The organism is Mycolicibacterium aromaticivorans JS19b1 = JCM 16368, assembly GCF_000559085.1.
In the GTDB taxonomy this organism is placed as follows: Bacteria; Actinomycetota; Actinomycetes; order Mycobacteriales; family Mycobacteriaceae; genus Mycobacterium; species Mycobacterium aromaticivorans.
On the sequence record NZ_JALN02000001.1, the window covers coordinates 4,531,183 to 4,548,058 of the forward strand.

Genomic DNA, 16,876 nt, shown 5'->3' on the forward strand with positions numbered 1-16,876 from the left:
CCATAAGTCGGGCGACGGCGCGGCTTAGTTCCCGACGGAAACGCGGTGCAGGTCGTTGCCGATCTCGACCGGGCCGCTGAACTCGGTCGCAGCCTTGGCGCGCCACTGGTCCTCCTGGCCGGGCACCAGAGGAGGTACGTAGTGGGTGAGCACCAGTGTGCCGACGCCGGCGCGGGCCGCGGTCGCAGCGGCCTGCTCGACCGACGAGTGGTAGTCGAGGATGTCCCGGATCCGCTGGACCGGCATCTGCTCGACGAGATCCGCTCGGATCACGGTGTGCACCAAAGCGTTCGCCCCGGTGGCAAGTTCGTCGAGCCCGGCGCAGGGCACGGTGTCACCGGCCAGCACCACCGCGACACCGTCGTATTCGACGCGGAAACCGAGCGTCGGCTCGACCGGGCGGTGGTCGGTGGGCGCCGCGGTGATCCGGACGCCGCCCTCGTCCCACACCTGACCGGAGGCGTACTCGTACACCTGAATCGACGGAGGTTCGGTGATGTCGGGGTGGTGGCCGATGCGGTAGGAGATGTCGGGTGCCAACGCCGCCAGCGTCGCGTCGACGACGGCCTTGGTGCCGGGCGGGCCGATGATCGGCAGCGGGGTGGGCACGAACGTGGTGACCCAGCGGGTGGTGATCACATCGGACAGGTCGGTGATGTGGTCACTGTGCAGATGGGTCAGCAGCAGCGCGGTGATGTTGGCGGCGCCGACGCCCGCCGCGGCGGCCCGCATGAGCACCCCGCGTCCGCAGTCCACCAGGAACAGCGAGTCGCCGGCTTTGACCAGGGTTGACGGCCCGGCGCGATTCGGGTCGACCATCGGGCTTCCGGTGCCGAGCAGCGTGACGTCGATCATGGGGTTAATTACTACCCTGCCGGGCTGCGACTCGGGGGCAATTGGTCGCCGGCACGGCGGGTTTCGCCACCCGACCGCTTTTCAATGACCTATTGACACGATTCGTGCGGCTGCTGTGTCTAACTGCTGTGTTCGCGGGCATTTCGGCTGGCCAACTTTCAATAGGTCATTCATTAGTTGGAAACAGCGCAGTTACAGAGCGTGGCTACGGTGGCTTCGACCGGTGCGAGAAGGGAACACATGACAAGCACGCTCAACGGGCAGGCACACACCGACGTCCGCGAGGTCGCCGAGAAGCTGACCGCCGCGGGAGTCCGCTACGCGGCGATCAGTTTCGTCGACATGCACGGCAAGCCGAAGGCGAAGATGGTGCCGTTGGGCCATTTGGAGCAGGCCGCGAACGGGTCGGAGATGTTCACCGGGGCGGCGCTGGACGGGGTGCCGCAGGATGTCAACGATGACGAGGTCGCGCCGCACCCGGACCTCCACGCGGCGATCGTCATGCCGTTCAACCGCGAGATCGCGTGGTTTCCCGGCGATCTGTGGGTCGGTGACACCCCGTTCGAGTCGTGCAGCCGTCAGATCCTCAAGCGGGTCACCGCCGAGGCGGCGACGTTGGGCTACGCCTTCAACCTCGGCATCGAGACGGAGTTCTTCCTGCTGTCGGATCGCAACGGGGTGCCGGAGCCGGCCAGCCCCGACGACAATCTGGATAAACCCTGCTACGACCTGCGCGGCATGCTGCACAACTTCGGCGTGGTCGACGAGATCGTCGCGGCGATGAACGAACTGGGTTGGGATGTCTACTCTTTCGACCACGAGGACGGCAACGGTCAGTTCGAGACCGACTTCACCTACACCGACGCGGTGTCGATGGCCGACCGGTTCGTCTTCTTCCGGATGATGGTCGGCGAGATCGCCCGCAAGCACGGACTGTTCGCCTCGTGGATGCCGAAACCCTTCGCCGATCGAACGGGCAGCGGAGCGCATTACAACATGTCACTGGCCGACGTCGACGGGACCAATCTCTTCGAATCCACCGACGATCCGCACGGTTGCGGGCTTTCCTCGCTCGGCTACCAGTTCATCGCCGGTGTGCTGCGCCACGCACCGGCGATCTGCGCGGTCATCGCGCCGACGGTCAACAGCTACAAGCGACTGGTCAAGCAGGGCAGCATGTCCGGTCTGACGTGGGCACCGATCTTCGCCTGCTACGGCGACAACAACCGCACCAACATGCTGCGGATCCCTCGGGGCGGCGGTCGCGTCGAATGCCGTGCCGCCGACAGCGCCAACAATCCTTATCTGGGCGCTGCGCTGATGCTGGCCGCCGGACTCGAAGGGATCCGGGAGGGGCTCGACCCCGGCGCCCCCAACCGCGACAACCTCTACCGGCTCTCGGAACCGGATCTGATCGAGCGGGGCATCACCTGGCTGCCGCGTTCACTCGGTGAAGCCATCGACGCGATCGAGGCAGACTCGTTGGTGCGCAACGTGTTCGGGACGGCAATGTACGACTCGTTCGTCTCCGAGAAGAAGCTCGAGTGGGATTCCTACAACGCGCACGTCTCGTCGTGGGAGTCTGAGCGCTACCTACGGTTCTTCTGATGGGCAGTCGCTGGGAAGACCTCAACTCGGTGCAGATCGCCCACCGGCTTTCCGTCGACCCCGACACCGTGGCTCTGATTCCCGTCGGCGCCACCGAACAGCATGGGCCGCATCTGCCGGTGGGCACCGACACCATCATGGCGACCGCCGTGGCAGAGGCTGCCGCTGGTGAGCACGCTCTCGTGTTGCCTGCGATCGCATTCGGCGCCAGCTTCTTTCACGGGACCGCGCTGCCGGGCACGGTGGCGTTCGACGGGGACCAGACCGCGACGGCAGCGGTCCGGGTCGCCGAGGCGTGTGTGGACTCCGGGGTACGGCGCGTTTTGTTCGTCAACGGTCACGTCGGGAACAGCGCGCCATTGTGGTTGGCCTGCGACCGGTTTCGCAGACACCATCCTGACCGGCGCATCGGCGTCATGCAGTGGTGGGACCTGACACCCGACATCGCGGGGCGAGCCACCGAAGACGCTGTCGACTGGCACGCCAATGCCGCGGAAACCTCGCTGATGCTGGCGGTCCGGCCCGAACTGGTGGACGTCGACGCGATGCGCGATGCCGACGACCCCGACCGCACCGCGGGCACGGTGTTCCGTTATCCCGTCCAGCACGTCTCCACCAACGGAGTGACGGGGTACCCGTCGCGGGCCTCGAAGAGCTACGGCCTCCAGTTGTGGGCCGACGTCGTGGCCGCGGCGCGCGACGTGGTGATGCGCGCGCACACTGAAGTCCCACCGCTGGGATGACGGCGGATCCCGGCCGTACAATTCGCGACGTGCCGACACCGCAGGTCCCCTCACGGGTTCGCGTGATCGGACGGCCCCGCAACGATGCCGATTCGGCGGCTACGACCTCGCCACGCACCGGGATCGTCAACGCCGCGACCCGGCTGTTCTCCGAAAAGGGTTATGCGCAAACCACAATGAGCGACATCGCGCGGGCCGTCGGCCTGCAGCAGTCGTCGCTGTACTACTGGTTCCGTAACAAAGAGCAGCTGCTGGGGGAGACGCTGCTGGTGAACCGGGCACCGCTGAAGTTCATCGCCGAGGTCGGTGCCGGTTCGGGATCACCGGCAGTCAAGCTATACCGCCTGTTGCGGTTCGACACGATCCAGTTGGCGCTCTCGCCGATCGACTTCAACGAGATCCAGCGCATCGCCCATGACCAGCGCGCAGACTTCCACCAGTTCTGGACCGACTACGAGCGGCTCAAAGACTGGGTGTCCGACCTGATCGGTGCCGCGATCGTGGAGGGGAAGTTCATCGACTGCGACCGGGAGGAAACGGCCGGTTTGCTGCTGAACTTCGATGAGGGTGCGCAGAAGCGCACCCGCCTGCACACCGACGAGGGTGACCGGGTGGCCGAGGCGGTCCGGGTCGCCGAACAGGTTGCGATCATCTCGGTTCGCGGACTGCTCAAGCGGCCCAGCGAGATCGGCCGGATCAGTGCTCAGGCCGCCCAATTCGACGACACCGCGGTGGCGCTGTCGGTGAGCCAAGCCTCGTCGCAGTCGTGACCGCCGGGGTCACTCCCGTGCCGAGGACACCCAATTCGGATCGATGGATCGGTGGCCGGACACGCTGGCGCCGGCCGCCTCCAGGGCGACCACTTGATCGGGGTTCAGCTGCACCGACAGCGACGCGGCGTTCTCGTCGACGCGGGCCGCGCGTCGCGTGCCCGGGATCGGCACCGACGCCACACCGAGGACCTCGGCGCGCTGCCGCAACCACGCCAGGGCGACCTGCGCCGGCGTCGCGCCCACCTCGTCGGCGATCGAGGTGACCACCTGCACCACGGCAAGATTGGCGTCCAGGACGTCTTCGGCGAAGCGAGGGATGCGGCTGCGGAAGTCTCCGGCCGAGGACAGGTCGGCCGCCGACCGGATGGTCCCGGTGAGGAATCCACGCCCCAGCGGCGAATACGGCACGAAACCGACGCCGAGTTCGGCAGCCGCCGGCACCACGTGGCGTTCGACGTCGCGGCTCCAGATCGACCACTCGCTCTGGACGGCGGCGATCGGGTGCACCCCGGCCGCGGCGCGCAACTCGTCAGCAGTCACCTCCGACAGGCCGAGGTGGCGTACCTTGCCCGCGGTAACCAGTTCGGCCATCGCGCCGACCGTCTCCTCGACCGGCAGCGACACGTCGCGGCGGTGCATGTAGTAGAGGTCGATCACGTCGGTGCCGAGCCGGCCCAGGCTCTCGTCGGCGCAGCGCCGGACGTACTCCGCGTCACCGCGGGCCTTGAGCTTGCCGGTCGTCGGGTCGCCGTCGATCCCGAACTTCGTCGCCAGCGTGACCTCGTCGCGGCGGCCGGCCAGAACCTGGCCGATCAGTCGTTCGTTGGCACCGCCGCCGTAGACGTTGGCGGTGTCGATGAAGGTCATCCCGACGTCCAGGCAGTGATTCAGGGTCGCCAGTGACTCGGTGTCGTCGACCGCGCCGTAGACCGGCGTCAGCGCCATGCCGCCGAACCCGATCGCGCTGACCGTCAAGCCGTCGCCCAACTCCGTCTTCGGCAAGGTGCCCATGCAGATCTCCTCGTGTCTCGTGGTCGGCCTGTTCTGTCTTAACGCAACCGTTGCGGTTTGCTTCCCCGGCGCTCTCACAAGCCTTAACCTGGTGTGACATCCATCACAAGGGGGTGGCGATGCGTATCGCCGACATCCTTCGCAGTAAGGGAACGACGGTGGCCACGATCACCGAGACCACGACGGTCACCGGCCTGCTGGCCGAGCTGGCCATTCACAACATCGGCGCCATGGTCGTCGTCGGCCCGGACGGCGGCGTGGTGGGCATCGTCTCGGAGCGCGACGTCGTGCGCACGCTGCACGATCACGGTCCGGATCTGCTCCGCAGTGCGGTCGCCGACATCATGAGCAAGGTCTTGGTGACATGCTCGCCCGACGACCAGATCGACGACCTGAGCGCGCTGATGACGCACAACCGGGTGCGGCACGTGCCGGTGATGCAAGGCGGGCGCCTGGTGGGCATCGTCAGCATCGGGGACGTCGTCAAGAACCGGATGGAGCAGCTGCAAGCCGAGCAGGAGCATCTGCAGGCCTACATCACGCAGGGCGGATAGCGGCTAACTCCAGGAGTATTCGGCACGCAGCCGCGCAGCGACCAACTCGAAGGTGTGCGGATCCAGAATCGCGCCCTCGCGGCGGATGCCCTCTTCGGGAACGTCGAGCACCCGGTCCAGCCGCACCCAGCTGGGTCGGCCCTCGTAATCCCAGCCGCCCGAACCGATCGCGATCCAGTTACGGTCCTCGGCGTGGTGGGCCTGGCTGGACAGCATCAACCCGAGCAGCGTCCGGCGATCCCGGCCGACCACCAGCACCGGGCGGTCCTTGCCCTTGGTCGGGTCATCCTCGTAGACCACCCAGGTCCAGACCACCTCGCCGGGGTCGGCTCGCCCGTCGAGATCGGGCGCATAGACCAGTCGGCGGGCGCGATGCGCGGTCGGGACACTGTTGTCGGTGACCGGTCGGCCCGCGGTGATTGCGGCAGGCTGATCGATCGGGGTGGTGCTGGCCACCAGAACTTCGATACCCAGCCGCAGACCCTGCTGGATGGTCCGCGGTACGGCCTGGGGTATCGGCAACTGTCGAATGAACTTGGGCGCCTCGTTGAAGACGAGGTGCTCTGCCAGTCTCTGAAACGTCCTCCACTGCGACGCCATTCTGACGAGCATAGGCGGATCGCGCGAGCCTCGCGGCGCGCGATTGTGCCGGGCCGGGCCCTACTCGATACGCTGGAGACGCCCGAGGGCCCCCTCGAAGTACCACCCGACCAGGAGATTTCCCATCAGCAGTTTCGCCGACCAGACGTTCACCGCGCCGGCGCAGATTCGGAACTTCTGCATCATCGCCCATATCGATCATGGGAAGTCGACGCTGGCCGACCGGATGCTGCAGCTCACCGGTGTCGTCGATGAGCGGTCGATGCGCGCGCAGTACCTGGACCGGATGGATATCGAGCGGGAACGAGGCATCACGATCAAGGCGCAGAATGTGCGCCTGCCCTGGGAAAGCAACGGCGAGCAGTACGTCCTGCACCTGATCGACACCCCGGGCCACGTCGACTTCACTTACGAGGTGTCACGCGCGCTGGAGGCCTGCGAGGGCGCGGTGCTTCTGGTCGACGCCGCCCAGGGCATCGAAGCGCAGACCCTGGCGAATCTGTATCTCGCGCTGGACCGCGATCTGACGATCATCCCGGTGCTCAACAAGATCGACCTGCCCGCCGCCGACCCGGACCGCTACGCCGGTGAGATCGCCCACATCATCGGCTGCGAACCCAGCGACGTGCTGCGGGTGTCCGGCAAGACCGGCGAGGGCGTGGCCGAACTGCTCGACGAGGTCGTGCGTCTGGTCCCCGCACCGACCGGCGACGCCGACGCGCCGGCTCGGGCGATGATCTTCGACTCGGTCTACGACATCTACCGCGGCGTGGTCACCTACGTCCGCGTGGTCGACGGCAGGATCACCCCCCGCGAGAAGATCAAGATGATGTCCACCGGCGCCACCCACGAACTGCTCGAGGTGGGCATCGTCTCTCCGGAGCCCAAACCCACCGAGGGGCTGGGGGTCGGTGAGGTGGGATATCTGATCACCGGCGTGAAGGACGTCCGGCAGTCCAAAGTCGGTGACACGGTGACCAGCGCGCGGCACGGCGCCACCGAAGCTCTGACCGGGTACCGCGAGCCCAAACCCATGGTCTACTCGGGGCTGTATCCGGTCGACGGCTCGGACTATCCGAATCTGCGTGAGGCACTCGACAAGCTGCAACTCAACGACGCCGCGTTGACCTACGAGCCGGAGACGTCGGTGGCGTTGGGCTTCGGGTTCCGCTGCGGCTTCCTCGGCCTGCTGCACATGGAGATCACCCGGGAACGCCTCGAGCGCGAGTTCGACCTGGACCTGATCTCCACCTCGCCGAACGTGGTCTACCGGGTGATCAAGGACGACGGCAGCGAATTGATCGTGACCAATCCGTCGGACTGGCCGGAGGGCAAGGTTCGCGAAGTTTATGAGCCGGTGGTGAAATGCACGCTGATCGCGCCCAGTGAGTTCATCGGAACCATCATGGAGCTGTGCCAGTCGAGGCGCGGCGAGCTCGGTGGCATGGACTACCTGTCGCCCGAACGTGTCGAGCTGCGCTACACGATGCCGTTGGGGGAGATCATCTTCGACTTCTTCGACGCGTTGAAATCGCGCACCCGCGGGTATGCCAGCCTGGACTATGAAGAGTCCGGTGAGCAGGAGGCGGCGCTGGTGAAGGTGGACATCCTGCTGCAGGGTGAGGCTGTCGATGCGTTCAGCGCAATAGTGCACAAGGATTCGGCGCAGGCCTACGGCAACAAGATGACCACCAAGCTCAAGGAGCTGATCCCACGCCAGCAGTTCGAGGTGCCGGTGCAGGCTGCTGTCGGCTCCAAAATCATTGCCCGCGAGAACATTCGGGCGATCCGCAAGGACGTTCTCGCCAAGTGCTACGGCGGTGACATCACCCGTAAGCGCAAGCTGCTCGAGAAGCAGAAAGAGGGCAAGAAGCGGATGAAGACGATCGGGCGGGTCGATGTTCCTCAGGAGGCGTTCGTCGCCGCGCTGTCCACCGACTCGGCCGGGGACAAGGCCGGCGACAAGGCCAAGAAGTAGGGGGCGAGGGCTCAATCACACGCGACCAAGCTGTCGTTCGGGGGCGATCGATCATTGGTGCCGTGATCGGCGTTGCTGCGCTGGCGGGGTGCGCGAGCACGGTCGACGGTTCGGCGGCGCGTCAGGATCAGAGTGTTGTCCTGCGCGATCTGTCCGAAGTGTTGCCCACCGGCGCGGAGGTGAGCCGAGCAGCAGGAAATCCGTTGTCCGACAGTGAATCTCCAACCGTCGGCGGGATTGATGCCCTGCCCAACGGAATTCGCGACAATGCCGCCGCCAACCCTATCGAATGTCTCGGTCCAGCCACACCCTTCATGCGCGTGGTGTACGAGGTGGGTGACGTGCGCCGGGCCGCCTGGCAGGAATTCTCGAACTTCGGCGGCGGCCAAACCGTTTCCAGCGTGGATGCCGGTGTTGTCCAATTCGCATCCGATGCCGAGGCGCAACGGATGTTCGGTGCTTTCGTCAATCAATGGAAGGCGTGCGAGGGCAAGACGCTGCGTTCCGCCCTGCCCACCCCGGCCGGCGCCGAGATGCGCCAAAAGGTCACCGACGTGAGAGTCGATGGTCCGGTGTTGTCTGCGACGGTGGTCAACTCCGACAACCAGGGCGACGCGTCGTTCCCCACCGAGCGGGCCATCGGGCTGGCGGCTGATTGCGTGGTGGACGTGGACGCCGCGGTCACCGGCGGTCAGCGGCGACCCTCGGGCCGGGCCGTGAGCCTGGCCCGAACCATGCTGGACAAGGTCACCCACGGACGATGATCGGTCGTTGACCCACCGGAGCGGGTTGTCGGGGGGACAATGTCGAGCGTGAGCCGCGTGCCCGTGTTCTGCGCTGCCGTCCTGGTCAGCGTGCTGCTGTCCGGTTGCGTGTCCACCGTCGGTGGTACGGCACTGCGCGGCGAGAGCACCGGCCCCGGGTCCGTTGACGTCCCCACCCTCACGGAGTCCGACCTCGACCGGGTGCTGCTGGGCGCCGGCGAGGTGAACGGCATCATGGGCGCCACCGGGATCCGGATGACCGCGTCCTCGCAGGACATGAGCGACAACTCCGACGGGGTGTCCGACGTCGACTGCCTCGGAGCGATCTACGGTGCCGAACAGATGGTGTACCAGGGCAGCGGCTGGATGGCGGTCCGCGACCAGGTGCTCCAGGAGCCGACCGCCGACAATGCGCACTGGGTCGAACAGATCGCGGTGCTCTACCCGTCGAATGAGAAGGCCACGGCGTTCGTCGACAGGTCGCGCACCACGTGGCAGAAGTGCGGCGGCACGTCGATCGACATCGACAACTCCGACGTGCACTCCACCTGGAAGATCGATAGTGCGGATGTGAGTGGCGACATCCTGACCCAGGTCTCCACTCAGCGCAACGCCGGCGGATGGGGCTGCCAGCACGCGCTGACCTCGGCGTCCAACGTGGTGATCGAGGCATGGGCGTGTAGCAATTCCATCGCCGACGAGGCCAGTGCCATCGCGGCGGACATGGTCAAGAACGCCGCGACGAAGTGACCGTTCGGCTCTAAAAGGCCTGGTGCGTAACCACATTCGCGCCCGTGCAACTCGGACTGATCAGCTGACGCGGTGGCCGACGAGGAAGGCCAACAGTGCCAGCACCGCCAGGGTCACCATCACCACTGCCAGCGGCAGGGCGGTGTGCTCTCCACCCAGGCTGACCAGCGGTGAGACTGCGGCGCCGAGTCCGAATTGCAGCGCGCCCAGGCCGGCCGACCCCGTGCCGGCCGCGCGGGGGACGGCAGCCAGCGCCAGCGCGGTGGCATTGCCGAGGATCAGGCCCTGGGATGCGACGGCCACGAAGATCGGGATGGGAATTAGCCAAGCCGGTGCCCCGGTGAGAACCAGACCGAGTAGGACGAGCGTGGCGGCCATCGTCAGGCCCAGGCCAACACCCAGCAGCGTCGCGGTGGCGATGCGCTGGTTCAGCCGCGCCGACAGCGAGCTGACGCTGACGATGCCCAGTGCGTTGGCGCCGAATGCGACGCCGTACTGCGTCGGGGTGAGCCCCACCATCACCTGATAGACGAACGGTGAGGCCGAGATGTAGGCCATCATCACCGAGAAACCGAACGCGAAGGCCAGCGTGTTGGCGATGTAGGCCCGGGATCGTAGCGCTCGCCACGGCGAGATGCCCTGTGCAGCATCAGCTTTCAGTTCATCCCTGCGATGAGCGGGGTGTGACTCGCGCACCACGGTCACAGTCGCGACCAGCATGGCCACCGTGAGGCCGCAGACCACCCAGAGGATGCCGCGCCAGCCGACGGGGCCCACCAGCAGTCCGCCGGCGAACGGTGCGACCACCGGCGCGACGCCGCCGACGATCATCATCAGGCTGAACGCCCGGCCCGCGCTCTTGCCGTCCGCCAGGTCGGAGATCACCGCGCGACCGATCACCATGCCCGCGGCACCGGTGAAGCCCTGGGCGAACCGGGCCGCGATGAGGATGGCGATGTTCGGAGCGGTGGCGGCGACGACGCTGGCCAGCACGCACAGCAGCGCACCGACGATCAGCGGGCTGCGTCGGCCGAGCCGGTCGGACAGGGGGCCGAACAGCAATTGGCCGAACGTCAGTCCGAGCAGGAACGCCGTCAAGGTCAGCTGCACGGCCGTGGCGCTGGCCTGCAATTCGGCGGTCATCTCGGGGAAGGCAGGGAGATAGAGGTCGGTGGCCACCGGTGCGACCGCATTGAGCAGCGCGAGTACCACCAGCAGCCACGGCGAGATCGCGGTCTCGTGGGTCTGGGCGTCCCGGGTGGCGGTCGTCATGGAAGAACCTCATCTAGTTAGTTATGAGAAAATAACTATCAAACAATAACTAATGCGCTAGGATTTGTCCATGGAAGGTGAGTTGGCCGATCTCGCCGAGGCGATCATCGGAGTGGCGCGGGAGCTTCGACTGCGCCTCGACAGCACAGCCGCATCGGACGCCGACATCGTCGAGTTGACAGCGTCGGAAGCCCACCTGATGCGGCACATCGACCACCACCCGGGCGTCACGCCCAGTGACCTCGCCCGGGCGACCGGCCTGCAGCGCAGCAACATGTCCACCGCGCTCCGAAGCTTGGAGAACCGCGGCTTCGTCGAACGCCGTGCCGATCCGCATGACGCGCGCGGCGTGAATCTGTACCCGACCGATAGGGCTGCCGAGAACCTCAAGCGCCTGCGACGGCAGTGGGCCCAGCTGATGGACAACGGGCTCCGGGGAGACCGGCAGGGCGCCGCGGCTGCGAAGGCACTCCTCGAACGGGTCGAGGCGGCTCTGACGGCCGACCGGTTGGGGTGACGACCTCTGCTACATCTGCCTGTTTGTAGGCCATCCGCCTACATCTGCCTGTTTGTAGGCCATCCGCCTACATCGGGGCGTTGGCCGGCTGGAACACGCCCGTGCTGTCGGCCTCTTCCTCGGCGCGGATCACGTGCACCACGGCGTTGATCAACGCCAGGTGGGTGAACGCCTGCGGGAAGTTACCCAGATGCCGGCCGGTGCGCGGTTCGATCTCCTCGGCGTACAGATGCAGCGGGCTCGCGAAGGACAGCAGCCGTTCGCACAGATGCCGGGCCCGGCTGACCTCGCCGATCTCGACCAGTGCAGACACCAGCCAGAACGAGCAGATCGTGAACGATCCCTCCTCGCCGGACAGGCCGTCGTCGGTCTCCTCGACGCGGTAGCGCAGCACCAGCCCGTCCTCGGTGAGCTCGTCGGCGATCGCCAGCACCGTGGCCCGCACCCGCGGGTCGTCCGACGGCAGGAACCGCACCAACGGCACCAACAGCAGTGACGCGTCCAGGGCGTCGTCGCCGTACCGCTGGGTGAGGACCCCGCGGTCGTCGACGCCGTGTGTCAGGATGTCGGCCTTGATCTCCTCGGCGATCGCCCGCCACTGCTGCGCGTAGCTCTTCTCGCCGACCAGTTCGGCCAGCTTCGAGCCGCGATCCAGCGCCACCCAGCACATCACCTTCGATGAGGTGAAGTGCTGCGGTTCGCCGCGCACCTCCCAGATGCCGCGGTCGGGTTCCTTCCAGTGCTTGATCGCCTCTTCGACCTGCTCCTTGAGCACCGGCCAGAGCTGATCGGAGATCTGTTCACGCGACTTGGCGTGCAGATACACCGAGTCCAGCATGGTGCCCCAGATGTCGTGCTGCATCTGGTTGTAGGCGCCGTTGCCGATGCGCACCGGCCGGGCGTTGTCGTAGCCGGACAGGTGGTGCAGTTCCTCTTCGACCAGTTCGCGTTCGCCGCCCACGGCGTACATCACCTGTAACGGGTGCCGTTCGCCGTTGTTGGCGCCGGACACGTCGGCGATGAAGGCGAAGAAGTCGTCGGCCTCACGATCCAGACCGAGGGTGTAGAGGCCCCACAACGCGAACGTCGAGTCCCGTACCCAGGCGTAGCGGTAGTCCCAGTTACGTTCGCCCTGAGGCGTTTCCGGCAGCGACGTGGTGGACGCGGCCAGCAGCGCGCCGGTCGGTGAATACGTCAGTCCCTTGAGCGTGAGCGCGCTGCGCTGTAGGTACGACCGCCACGGATGGTCGGGGAAATCGCCGATGTTGATCCACTGGCGCCATGCCTCGCTGGTCTGCCACATCTTGTCGGCGGCTTCTTCATACGTCTGTGGCGCCGGATGCTTCGACCAGGACAGCGCGACGAAGACGTTGTCGCCTTCCTTGAGGCGGGTGCGGGCGCGCGCTTCGCGGCCCTCGAGACCGATCCGCAGGTTCGTGGTCAGCCTCAGCGTGGGATTCGCGTCAGGGTCCTTCCTGGCCCGCGCGATCGCCTCACCGTAGGCGTTGGCCGAGTACTCCCAGGCGGCGTTGACCCGGCCGTAGTCGAAGGACGGCTCGCAGTTCATCACCACTTCGACCGTGCCGCTCACACAGCGCACCGTGCGCAGCAGGATGTGCTCGGCATCCCAGTCCATCGGGGTGCGCCGGTGCGTCCGCGACCGGGCCTCGATGTCGTGCCACGGGCCCATCACGAGTGCTTCGCGCACGATCAGCCAGCCGGTGTGCGTCTGCCAGGTGGTCTCCAGAATGAGGCTGCCGGGCAGATAGCGGCGGGCCGCCGGCACCGACACCCCGTATGGGCCCAGTCGGAAGTGCCCGGCGCCGCGGTCCAAGATCGCCCCGAAAACGCTGGGGGAGTCGGGCCGGGGAACGCACAGCCACTCCACGGCGCCGGCCGACGAGATCAGGCAGGTGTTCTCGCAATCGGAGAGGAAGCCGTAGTCCGCGATCGGCGGGAACGGGTTGCGCAGCGCAGCCGGCGAGGCATAGGGCACCGGTGCGGTCACGGACAACGGCGCGGGCGCCGCGACGCGCACGGCGTCGGTGTTCTCACCGGCTGGCTGGGCTTGGAGGACCATCTGGACATCATCGAACGCCGACCCTGTTGCCGTCTACTTATGCCCCGATCCGTGGCTTTGCTGTTACCGCGGCACAGAGCCGCTGGCAGGCACCGCCTAGGCTGGAGCAATGCAGGGAGTGCTGAGCTGGTGGGACGGCGTCGAACTGTGGTTGTCCGGGCTGGGTTTCGTCGTTCAGACCATCATCGTGATGCCCGTCGTTCTGCTGCTCGCCTACGTCATCGCGGTGGTGATCGATGCGCTCCTCGGCAACGGCATGCGGCTGGTGCGCCGGGTGCGTCACGCTGACCGGCGGCAGGAGTGACCGGGATGCCGCGATCACGCGTCACGCTCGCCCTGGTGGCCCTGCTGGTCTTGATCATCGTGGTGTGGCTGGTCAACCGCTGATACCTCCGCTGGTCGGCCATCGGAACTCTGTTAAGCTTCCCGCCATGCATTCGGCGACCGGTTACGGCGAGGGCCACATTTTGGCCCTCATTGCCGTTGGCCCGTTGGCTGTTGCTGATGTTGCATGTTGTCGCTGACACCGTTGTGCCCGTCCGCGGTCTGGTGTCGGTGATGGTCGTTGACACTTCGTTGTCCAACATCGCCATTCCGTTGCGACGGGGCTCGATTCGCCCGTAACCCGCAATGAGAAAGGCCAGTAATGCCCAAGATTCACCTTCCCGGTCGCCGGTGGGGTACCGCCGTCGCGTTGGCGACGACCGCAACGGTGCTCGCCGCCTGCGGAGGCGGGTCCAGCGACGTTCCCGGTGGCGGCAACCAGTCGAAGGCTGACACCACCCTCACCCTGGTGGCCTATGCCGTCCCCGAGCCCGGCTGGAGCAAGATCATCCCGGCGTTCGCCGCCACCCCGGAAGGCAAGGGCGTCGCAGTGACGACCTCCTACGGTGCCTCCGGCGACCAGTCGCGTGGTGTGGTCGACGGCAAGCCCGCCGACATCGTGAACTTCTCGGTCGAGCCTGACGTCACCCGCCTGGTCAAGGCGAACAAGGTCGCCGCCGACTGGAACAAGTCCGTCACCCAGGGCATCCCGTTCGGTTCGGTTGTGTCGCTGGTCGTCCGAAAAGGCAATCCGAAGAACATCAAGGACTGGGACGACTTGCTGCGGCCCGGTATCGAGGTGGTCACGCCGAGCCCGCTGAGTTCGGGATCGGCCAAGTGGAACCTGTTGGCGCCCTACGCCGCAAAGAGCAACGGTGGCAAGGACGCACAGGCCGGCCTCGACTTCGTCAACAAGCTGGTGACCGAGCACGTCAAGACCCGTCCGGGGTCCGGCCGGGAGGCCACCGACGTGTTCCTGCAGGGCACCGGAGATGTGCTGATCAGTTACGAGAACGAGGCGATCAACACCGAGCGTCAAGGTAAGCCCGTCGAGCACGTCATCCCGCCGCAGACGTTCAAGATCGAGAACCCGGTGGCGGTGGTGACCACCAGCGCCCATCTGGACAAGGCGACCGCGCTGAACAACTACCTGTTCACGCCGGAAGGCCAGAAGATCTGGGCACAGGCCGGTTTCCGTCCGGTCGATCCGTCGGTGGCCGCTGACTTCGCCACCGACTTCCCGACGCCACAGAAGCTGTGGACGATCGCCGATCTCGGTGGCTGGAGCACGGTCGATCCGGCACTGTTCGACAAGGACAATGGCACCATTACGAAGATCTACAAGCAGGCCACTGGATGACAGCAGCTATCGAGCCAAATCCTCAGGCGGTCCGGCCCGAGCTCACCCCGAGTGAGCCGGGCGGGCCGTCCGGCTTCCTGGCCCGTAGGCACGGCACCACCAGCCTGCGGGTCGGTGCCGCGTCGATCTGGCTGAGTGTCATCGTGCTGCTGCCGCTGGCCGCGATCGTGTGGCAGTCGGCCAAGGGCGGCTGGCACGACTTCTGGGCGACCGTCACTTCCAACGCGGCGCTGGAGTCCTTCAAGGTGACGCTGACGATCTCGCTCGGCGTCACGGTGGTCAACGCGGTGTTCGGGCTGCTGGTCGCCTGGGTGCTCACTCGCGACGACTTCCTAGGCAAGCGGTTGGTCGATGCCGTGATCGACCTGCCGTTCGCGCTGCCCACCATCGTGGCGAGCCTGGTCATGCTGGCGCTCTACGGGCCGAACAGCCCGATCGACTTGCACCTGCAGCACACCAAATGGGGTGTGGGCGTTGCCCTCCTGTTCGTCACGCTGCCCTTCGTGGTGCGTTCGGTTCAGCCCGTGCTCCTCGAACTCGACCGCGAGGTCGAGGAGGCCGCCGCGTCGCTGGGCGCGACGAACTTCGTCATCTTCACCAAGGTGGTGCTGCCCGCGTTGTTGCCGTCGCTGCTGTCCGGCGCCGGTCTGGCGTTCTCGCGTGCGATCGGCGAGTTCGGCTCGGTGGTGCTGATCGGTGGCGCGGTACCGGGGGAGACCGAAGTTTCGTCGCAGTGGATCCGAACCCTGATCGAGAACGACGATCGCTCCGGTGCGGCGGCGATTTCGATTGTGCTGCTGGTTGTCTCGTTCATCGTCTTGTTCATCCTGCGCACCATCGGTTCACGAGCCGCCAGGCGGGAGGAGCTCTCGGCATGATCCCGTCGCCCCTGGTGCGCTATCTGACCCGTTACGTGGCGCTCGCCTACATCGCGGTTCTGGTGCTCGTGCCCGTCGGCCTGATCCTGTGGCGGACGTTCGCGCCCGGCTTCGGTGCGTTCGTCGAATCCATCACCACGCCCGCTGCGATTTCCGCACTGCAGTTGTCGCTGCTGGTGGTGGCGATCGTGGTGCCACTCAACGTGGTCTTCGGCGTTCCCACCGCACTGGTGCTGGCGCGCAACAAGTTCCGCGGCAAATCCGCGCTGCAGGCTGTCATCGATCTGCCTTTCGCGGTGTCGCCGGTGGTCGTCGGTGTGGCGCTGATACTGCTGTGGGGCAGCTCGGGATTGTTCGGGTTCGTCCAGAACAATGTGGGCTTGAAGATCATTTTCGGCTTCCCCGGCATCGTGCTGGCCAGCATCTTCGTCACCGTGCCATTCGTGATCCGCGAGGTCGAACCGGTTCTGCATGAGCTCGGCACCGATCAGGAACAAGCGGCGGCGACGCTGGGATCCAGCTGGTGGCAGACGTTCTGGCGAATCACGCTGCCGTCGATCCGGTGGGGCCTGACCTACGGCATCGTACTGACCGTCGCCCGCACCCTGGGCGAGTACGGCGCGGTGATCATGGTGTCCTCCAACCTGCCGGGCACGTCACAAACCCTGACCCTGCTGGTCTCCGACCGCTACAGCCGTGGTGCCGAGTACGGCGCCTACGCCGTTTCGACTCTGTTGATGGCCGTCGCGGTACTGGTCCTGGTCGTCCAGGTGATTCTGGACGCCCGGCGGGCCAAGGCGAGCGAGTAA

18 protein-coding genes are annotated in these 16,876 nt (G+C 66.2%); 13 read left to right on the plus strand and 5 right to left on the minus strand.

The genetic code is table 11. The features are described 5' to 3' along the window. Positions 1-24: 24 nt before the first annotated feature. Positions 25-855: a ribonuclease Z gene (locus tag Y900_RS21610; protein WP_036344429.1), complete on the minus strand. Its 831-nt coding sequence runs from the start codon at positions 853-855 to the stop codon at positions 25-27. A 240-nt stretch (positions 856-1,095) separates the two neighbouring features. Here Y900_RS21610 and glnT point away from each other — a divergent pair, with 240 nt between their 5' ends. Genes glnT through Y900_RS21625 form a run of 3 tightly spaced genes read left to right on the plus strand, consistent with a single transcriptional unit; the run spans position 1,096 to position 3,976 of the window. Beyond that, on the plus strand, positions 1,096-2,463 hold the full coding sequence (glnT, locus tag Y900_RS21615) for a type III glutamate--ammonia ligase (protein WP_036344430.1): 1,368 nt from the start codon (positions 1,096-1,098) through the stop codon (positions 2,461-2,463). Then, positions 2,463-3,206, plus strand: a complete 744-nt coding sequence (locus tag Y900_RS21620; RefSeq protein WP_036344431.1) for a creatininase family protein — start codon at positions 2,463-2,465, stop codon at positions 3,204-3,206. Before glnT ends, Y900_RS21620 begins: the two co-directional genes overlap by 1 nt. A 29-nt stretch (positions 3,207-3,235) precedes the next feature. Next, positions 3,236-3,976 (plus strand): TetR/AcrR family transcriptional regulator, encoded by a 741-nt coding sequence (locus Y900_RS21625; protein WP_237752622.1) that lies wholly within the window; start codon positions 3,236-3,238, stop codon positions 3,974-3,976. A 9-nt stretch (positions 3,977-3,985) separates the two neighbouring features. On the opposite strand, the gene Y900_RS21630 is transcribed toward Y900_RS21625, so the two are convergent. Beyond that, positions 3,986-4,990 (minus strand): aldo/keto reductase, encoded by a 1,005-nt coding sequence (locus Y900_RS21630; protein ID WP_036344435.1) that lies wholly within the window; start codon positions 4,988-4,990, stop codon positions 3,986-3,988. 119 nt (positions 4,991-5,109) lie between these two features. Between Y900_RS21630 and Y900_RS21635 the strand changes: the two genes are divergently transcribed. After that, a complete protein-coding gene (locus Y900_RS21635; RefSeq protein ID WP_036347472.1) occupies positions 5,110-5,544 on the plus strand; it encodes a CBS domain-containing protein in 435 nt (144 codons plus the stop codon). Positions 5,545-5,547: 3 nt separating this feature from the next. Here Y900_RS21635 and Y900_RS21640 read toward each other — a convergent pair whose 3' ends face one another. Next, positions 5,548-6,144: a type II toxin-antitoxin system PemK/MazF family toxin gene (locus tag Y900_RS21640; protein WP_237752623.1), complete on the minus strand. Its 597-nt coding sequence runs from the start codon at positions 6,142-6,144 to the stop codon at positions 5,548-5,550. 43 nt (positions 6,145-6,187) lie between these two features. Between Y900_RS21640 and lepA the strand changes: the two genes are divergently transcribed. The 3 genes from lepA (at position 6,188) to Y900_RS21655 (ending at position 9,636) form a co-directional block, all read left to right on the plus strand. After that, complete coding sequence (gene lepA, locus Y900_RS21645) at positions 6,188-8,122, plus strand: translation elongation factor 4 (RefSeq protein ID WP_081845193.1); 1,935 nt, start codon at positions 6,188-6,190, stop codon at positions 8,120-8,122. Positions 8,123-8,184: 62 nt separating this feature from the next. Beyond that, positions 8,185-8,886, plus strand: coding sequence for a sensor domain-containing protein (locus Y900_RS21650; protein WP_051660193.1), 702 nt, complete (start codon positions 8,185-8,187; stop codon positions 8,884-8,886). A gap of 39 nt (positions 8,887-8,925) precedes the next feature. Beyond that, complete coding sequence (locus Y900_RS21655; RefSeq protein ID WP_036344438.1) at positions 8,926-9,636, plus strand: sensor domain-containing protein; 711 nt, start codon at positions 8,926-8,928, stop codon at positions 9,634-9,636. Between the two features lie 60 nt (positions 9,637-9,696). Here the strand turns inward: Y900_RS21655 and Y900_RS21660 are convergent, their stop codons facing one another. Further along, entirely contained in the window at positions 9,697-10,908 is a 1,212-nt protein-coding gene (locus Y900_RS21660; RefSeq protein ID WP_036344439.1) for a multidrug effflux MFS transporter, read from the minus strand. A gap of 70 nt (positions 10,909-10,978) precedes the next feature. Here Y900_RS21660 and Y900_RS21665 point away from each other — a divergent pair, with 70 nt between their 5' ends. Beyond that, the gene (locus Y900_RS21665) at positions 10,979-11,425 is read left to right on the plus strand and encodes a MarR family winged helix-turn-helix transcriptional regulator (protein WP_036344440.1); all 447 of its coding nucleotides are present in this window, start codon (positions 10,979-10,981) and stop codon (positions 11,423-11,425) included. Between the two features lie 67 nt (positions 11,426-11,492). On the opposite strand, the gene Y900_RS21670 is transcribed toward Y900_RS21665, so the two are convergent. Next, the gene (locus tag Y900_RS21670) at positions 11,493-13,463 is read right to left on the minus strand and encodes a glycoside hydrolase family 15 protein (RefSeq protein ID WP_109751248.1); all 1,971 of its coding nucleotides are present in this window, start codon (positions 13,461-13,463) and stop codon (positions 11,493-11,495) included. Positions 13,464-13,614: 151 nt separating this feature from the next. On the opposite strand from Y900_RS21670, the gene Y900_RS21675 reads away from it, so the two are divergent. From Y900_RS21675 to cysW, 5 genes are all read left to right on the plus strand, one after another. After that, positions 13,615-13,809: a hypothetical protein gene (locus tag Y900_RS21675; protein ID WP_036344442.1), complete on the plus strand. Its 195-nt coding sequence runs from the start codon at positions 13,615-13,617 to the stop codon at positions 13,807-13,809. A 127-nt stretch (positions 13,810-13,936) separates the two neighbouring features. Continuing rightward, the gene (locus tag Y900_RS33760) at positions 13,937-14,029 is read left to right on the plus strand and encodes an Ms4533A family Cys-rich leader peptide (protein ID WP_420329781.1); all 93 of its coding nucleotides are present in this window, start codon (positions 13,937-13,939) and stop codon (positions 14,027-14,029) included. Between the two features lie 122 nt (positions 14,030-14,151). After that, the gene (locus Y900_RS21680; protein WP_036344443.1) at positions 14,152-15,189 is read left to right on the plus strand and encodes a sulfate ABC transporter substrate-binding protein; all 1,038 of its coding nucleotides are present in this window, start codon (positions 14,152-14,154) and stop codon (positions 15,187-15,189) included. Continuing rightward, complete coding sequence (gene cysT / locus Y900_RS21685; protein ID WP_036344444.1) at positions 15,186-16,067, plus strand: sulfate ABC transporter permease subunit CysT; 882 nt, start codon at positions 15,186-15,188, stop codon at positions 16,065-16,067. The genes Y900_RS21680 and cysT overlap by 4 nt, the downstream gene beginning before the upstream one ends. Next, entirely contained in the window at positions 16,064-16,876 is an 813-nt protein-coding gene (cysW, locus tag Y900_RS21690; RefSeq protein ID WP_036344446.1) for a sulfate ABC transporter permease subunit CysW, read from the plus strand. Before cysT ends, cysW begins: the two co-directional genes overlap by 4 nt.

Coding starts and splice junctions, on each gene's coding strand:
- Y900_RS21610 (WP_036344429.1), bottom strand. CDS start 855: ATGATCGACGTCACGCTGCTCGGCACCGGAAGCCCGATGGTCGACCCG.
- glnT (WP_036344430.1), top strand. CDS start 1,096: ATGACAAGCACGCTCAACGGGCAGGCACACACCGACGTCCGCGAGGTC.
- Y900_RS21620 (WP_036344431.1), top strand. CDS start 2,463: ATGGGCAGTCGCTGGGAAGACCTCAACTCGGTGCAGATCGCCCACCGG.
- Y900_RS21630 (WP_036344435.1), bottom strand. CDS start 4,990: ATGGGCACCTTGCCGAAGACGGAGTTGGGCGACGGCTTGACGGTCAGC.
- Y900_RS21635 (WP_036347472.1), top strand. CDS start 5,110: ATGCGTATCGCCGACATCCTTCGCAGTAAGGGAACGACGGTGGCCACG.
- Y900_RS21640 (WP_237752623.1), bottom strand. CDS start 6,144: ATGGCGTCGCAGTGGAGGACGTTTCAGAGACTGGCAGAGCACCTCGTC.
- Y900_RS21655 (WP_036344438.1), top strand. CDS start 8,926: ATGTCGAGCGTGAGCCGCGTGCCCGTGTTCTGCGCTGCCGTCCTGGTC.
- Y900_RS21660 (WP_036344439.1), bottom strand. CDS start 10,908: ATGACGACCGCCACCCGGGACGCCCAGACCCACGAGACCGCGATCTCG.
- Y900_RS21665 (WP_036344440.1), top strand. CDS start 10,979: ATGGAAGGTGAGTTGGCCGATCTCGCCGAGGCGATCATCGGAGTGGCG.
- Y900_RS21675 (WP_036344442.1), top strand. CDS start 13,615: ATGCAGGGAGTGCTGAGCTGGTGGGACGGCGTCGAACTGTGGTTGTCC.
- Y900_RS33760 (WP_420329781.1), top strand. CDS start 13,937: ATGCATTCGGCGACCGGTTACGGCGAGGGCCACATTTTGGCCCTCATT.
- Y900_RS21680 (WP_036344443.1), top strand. CDS start 14,152: ATGCCCAAGATTCACCTTCCCGGTCGCCGGTGGGGTACCGCCGTCGCG.
- cysT (WP_036344444.1), top strand. CDS start 15,186: ATGACAGCAGCTATCGAGCCAAATCCTCAGGCGGTCCGGCCCGAGCTC.
- cysW (WP_036344446.1), top strand. CDS start 16,064: ATGATCCCGTCGCCCCTGGTGCGCTATCTGACCCGTTACGTGGCGCTC.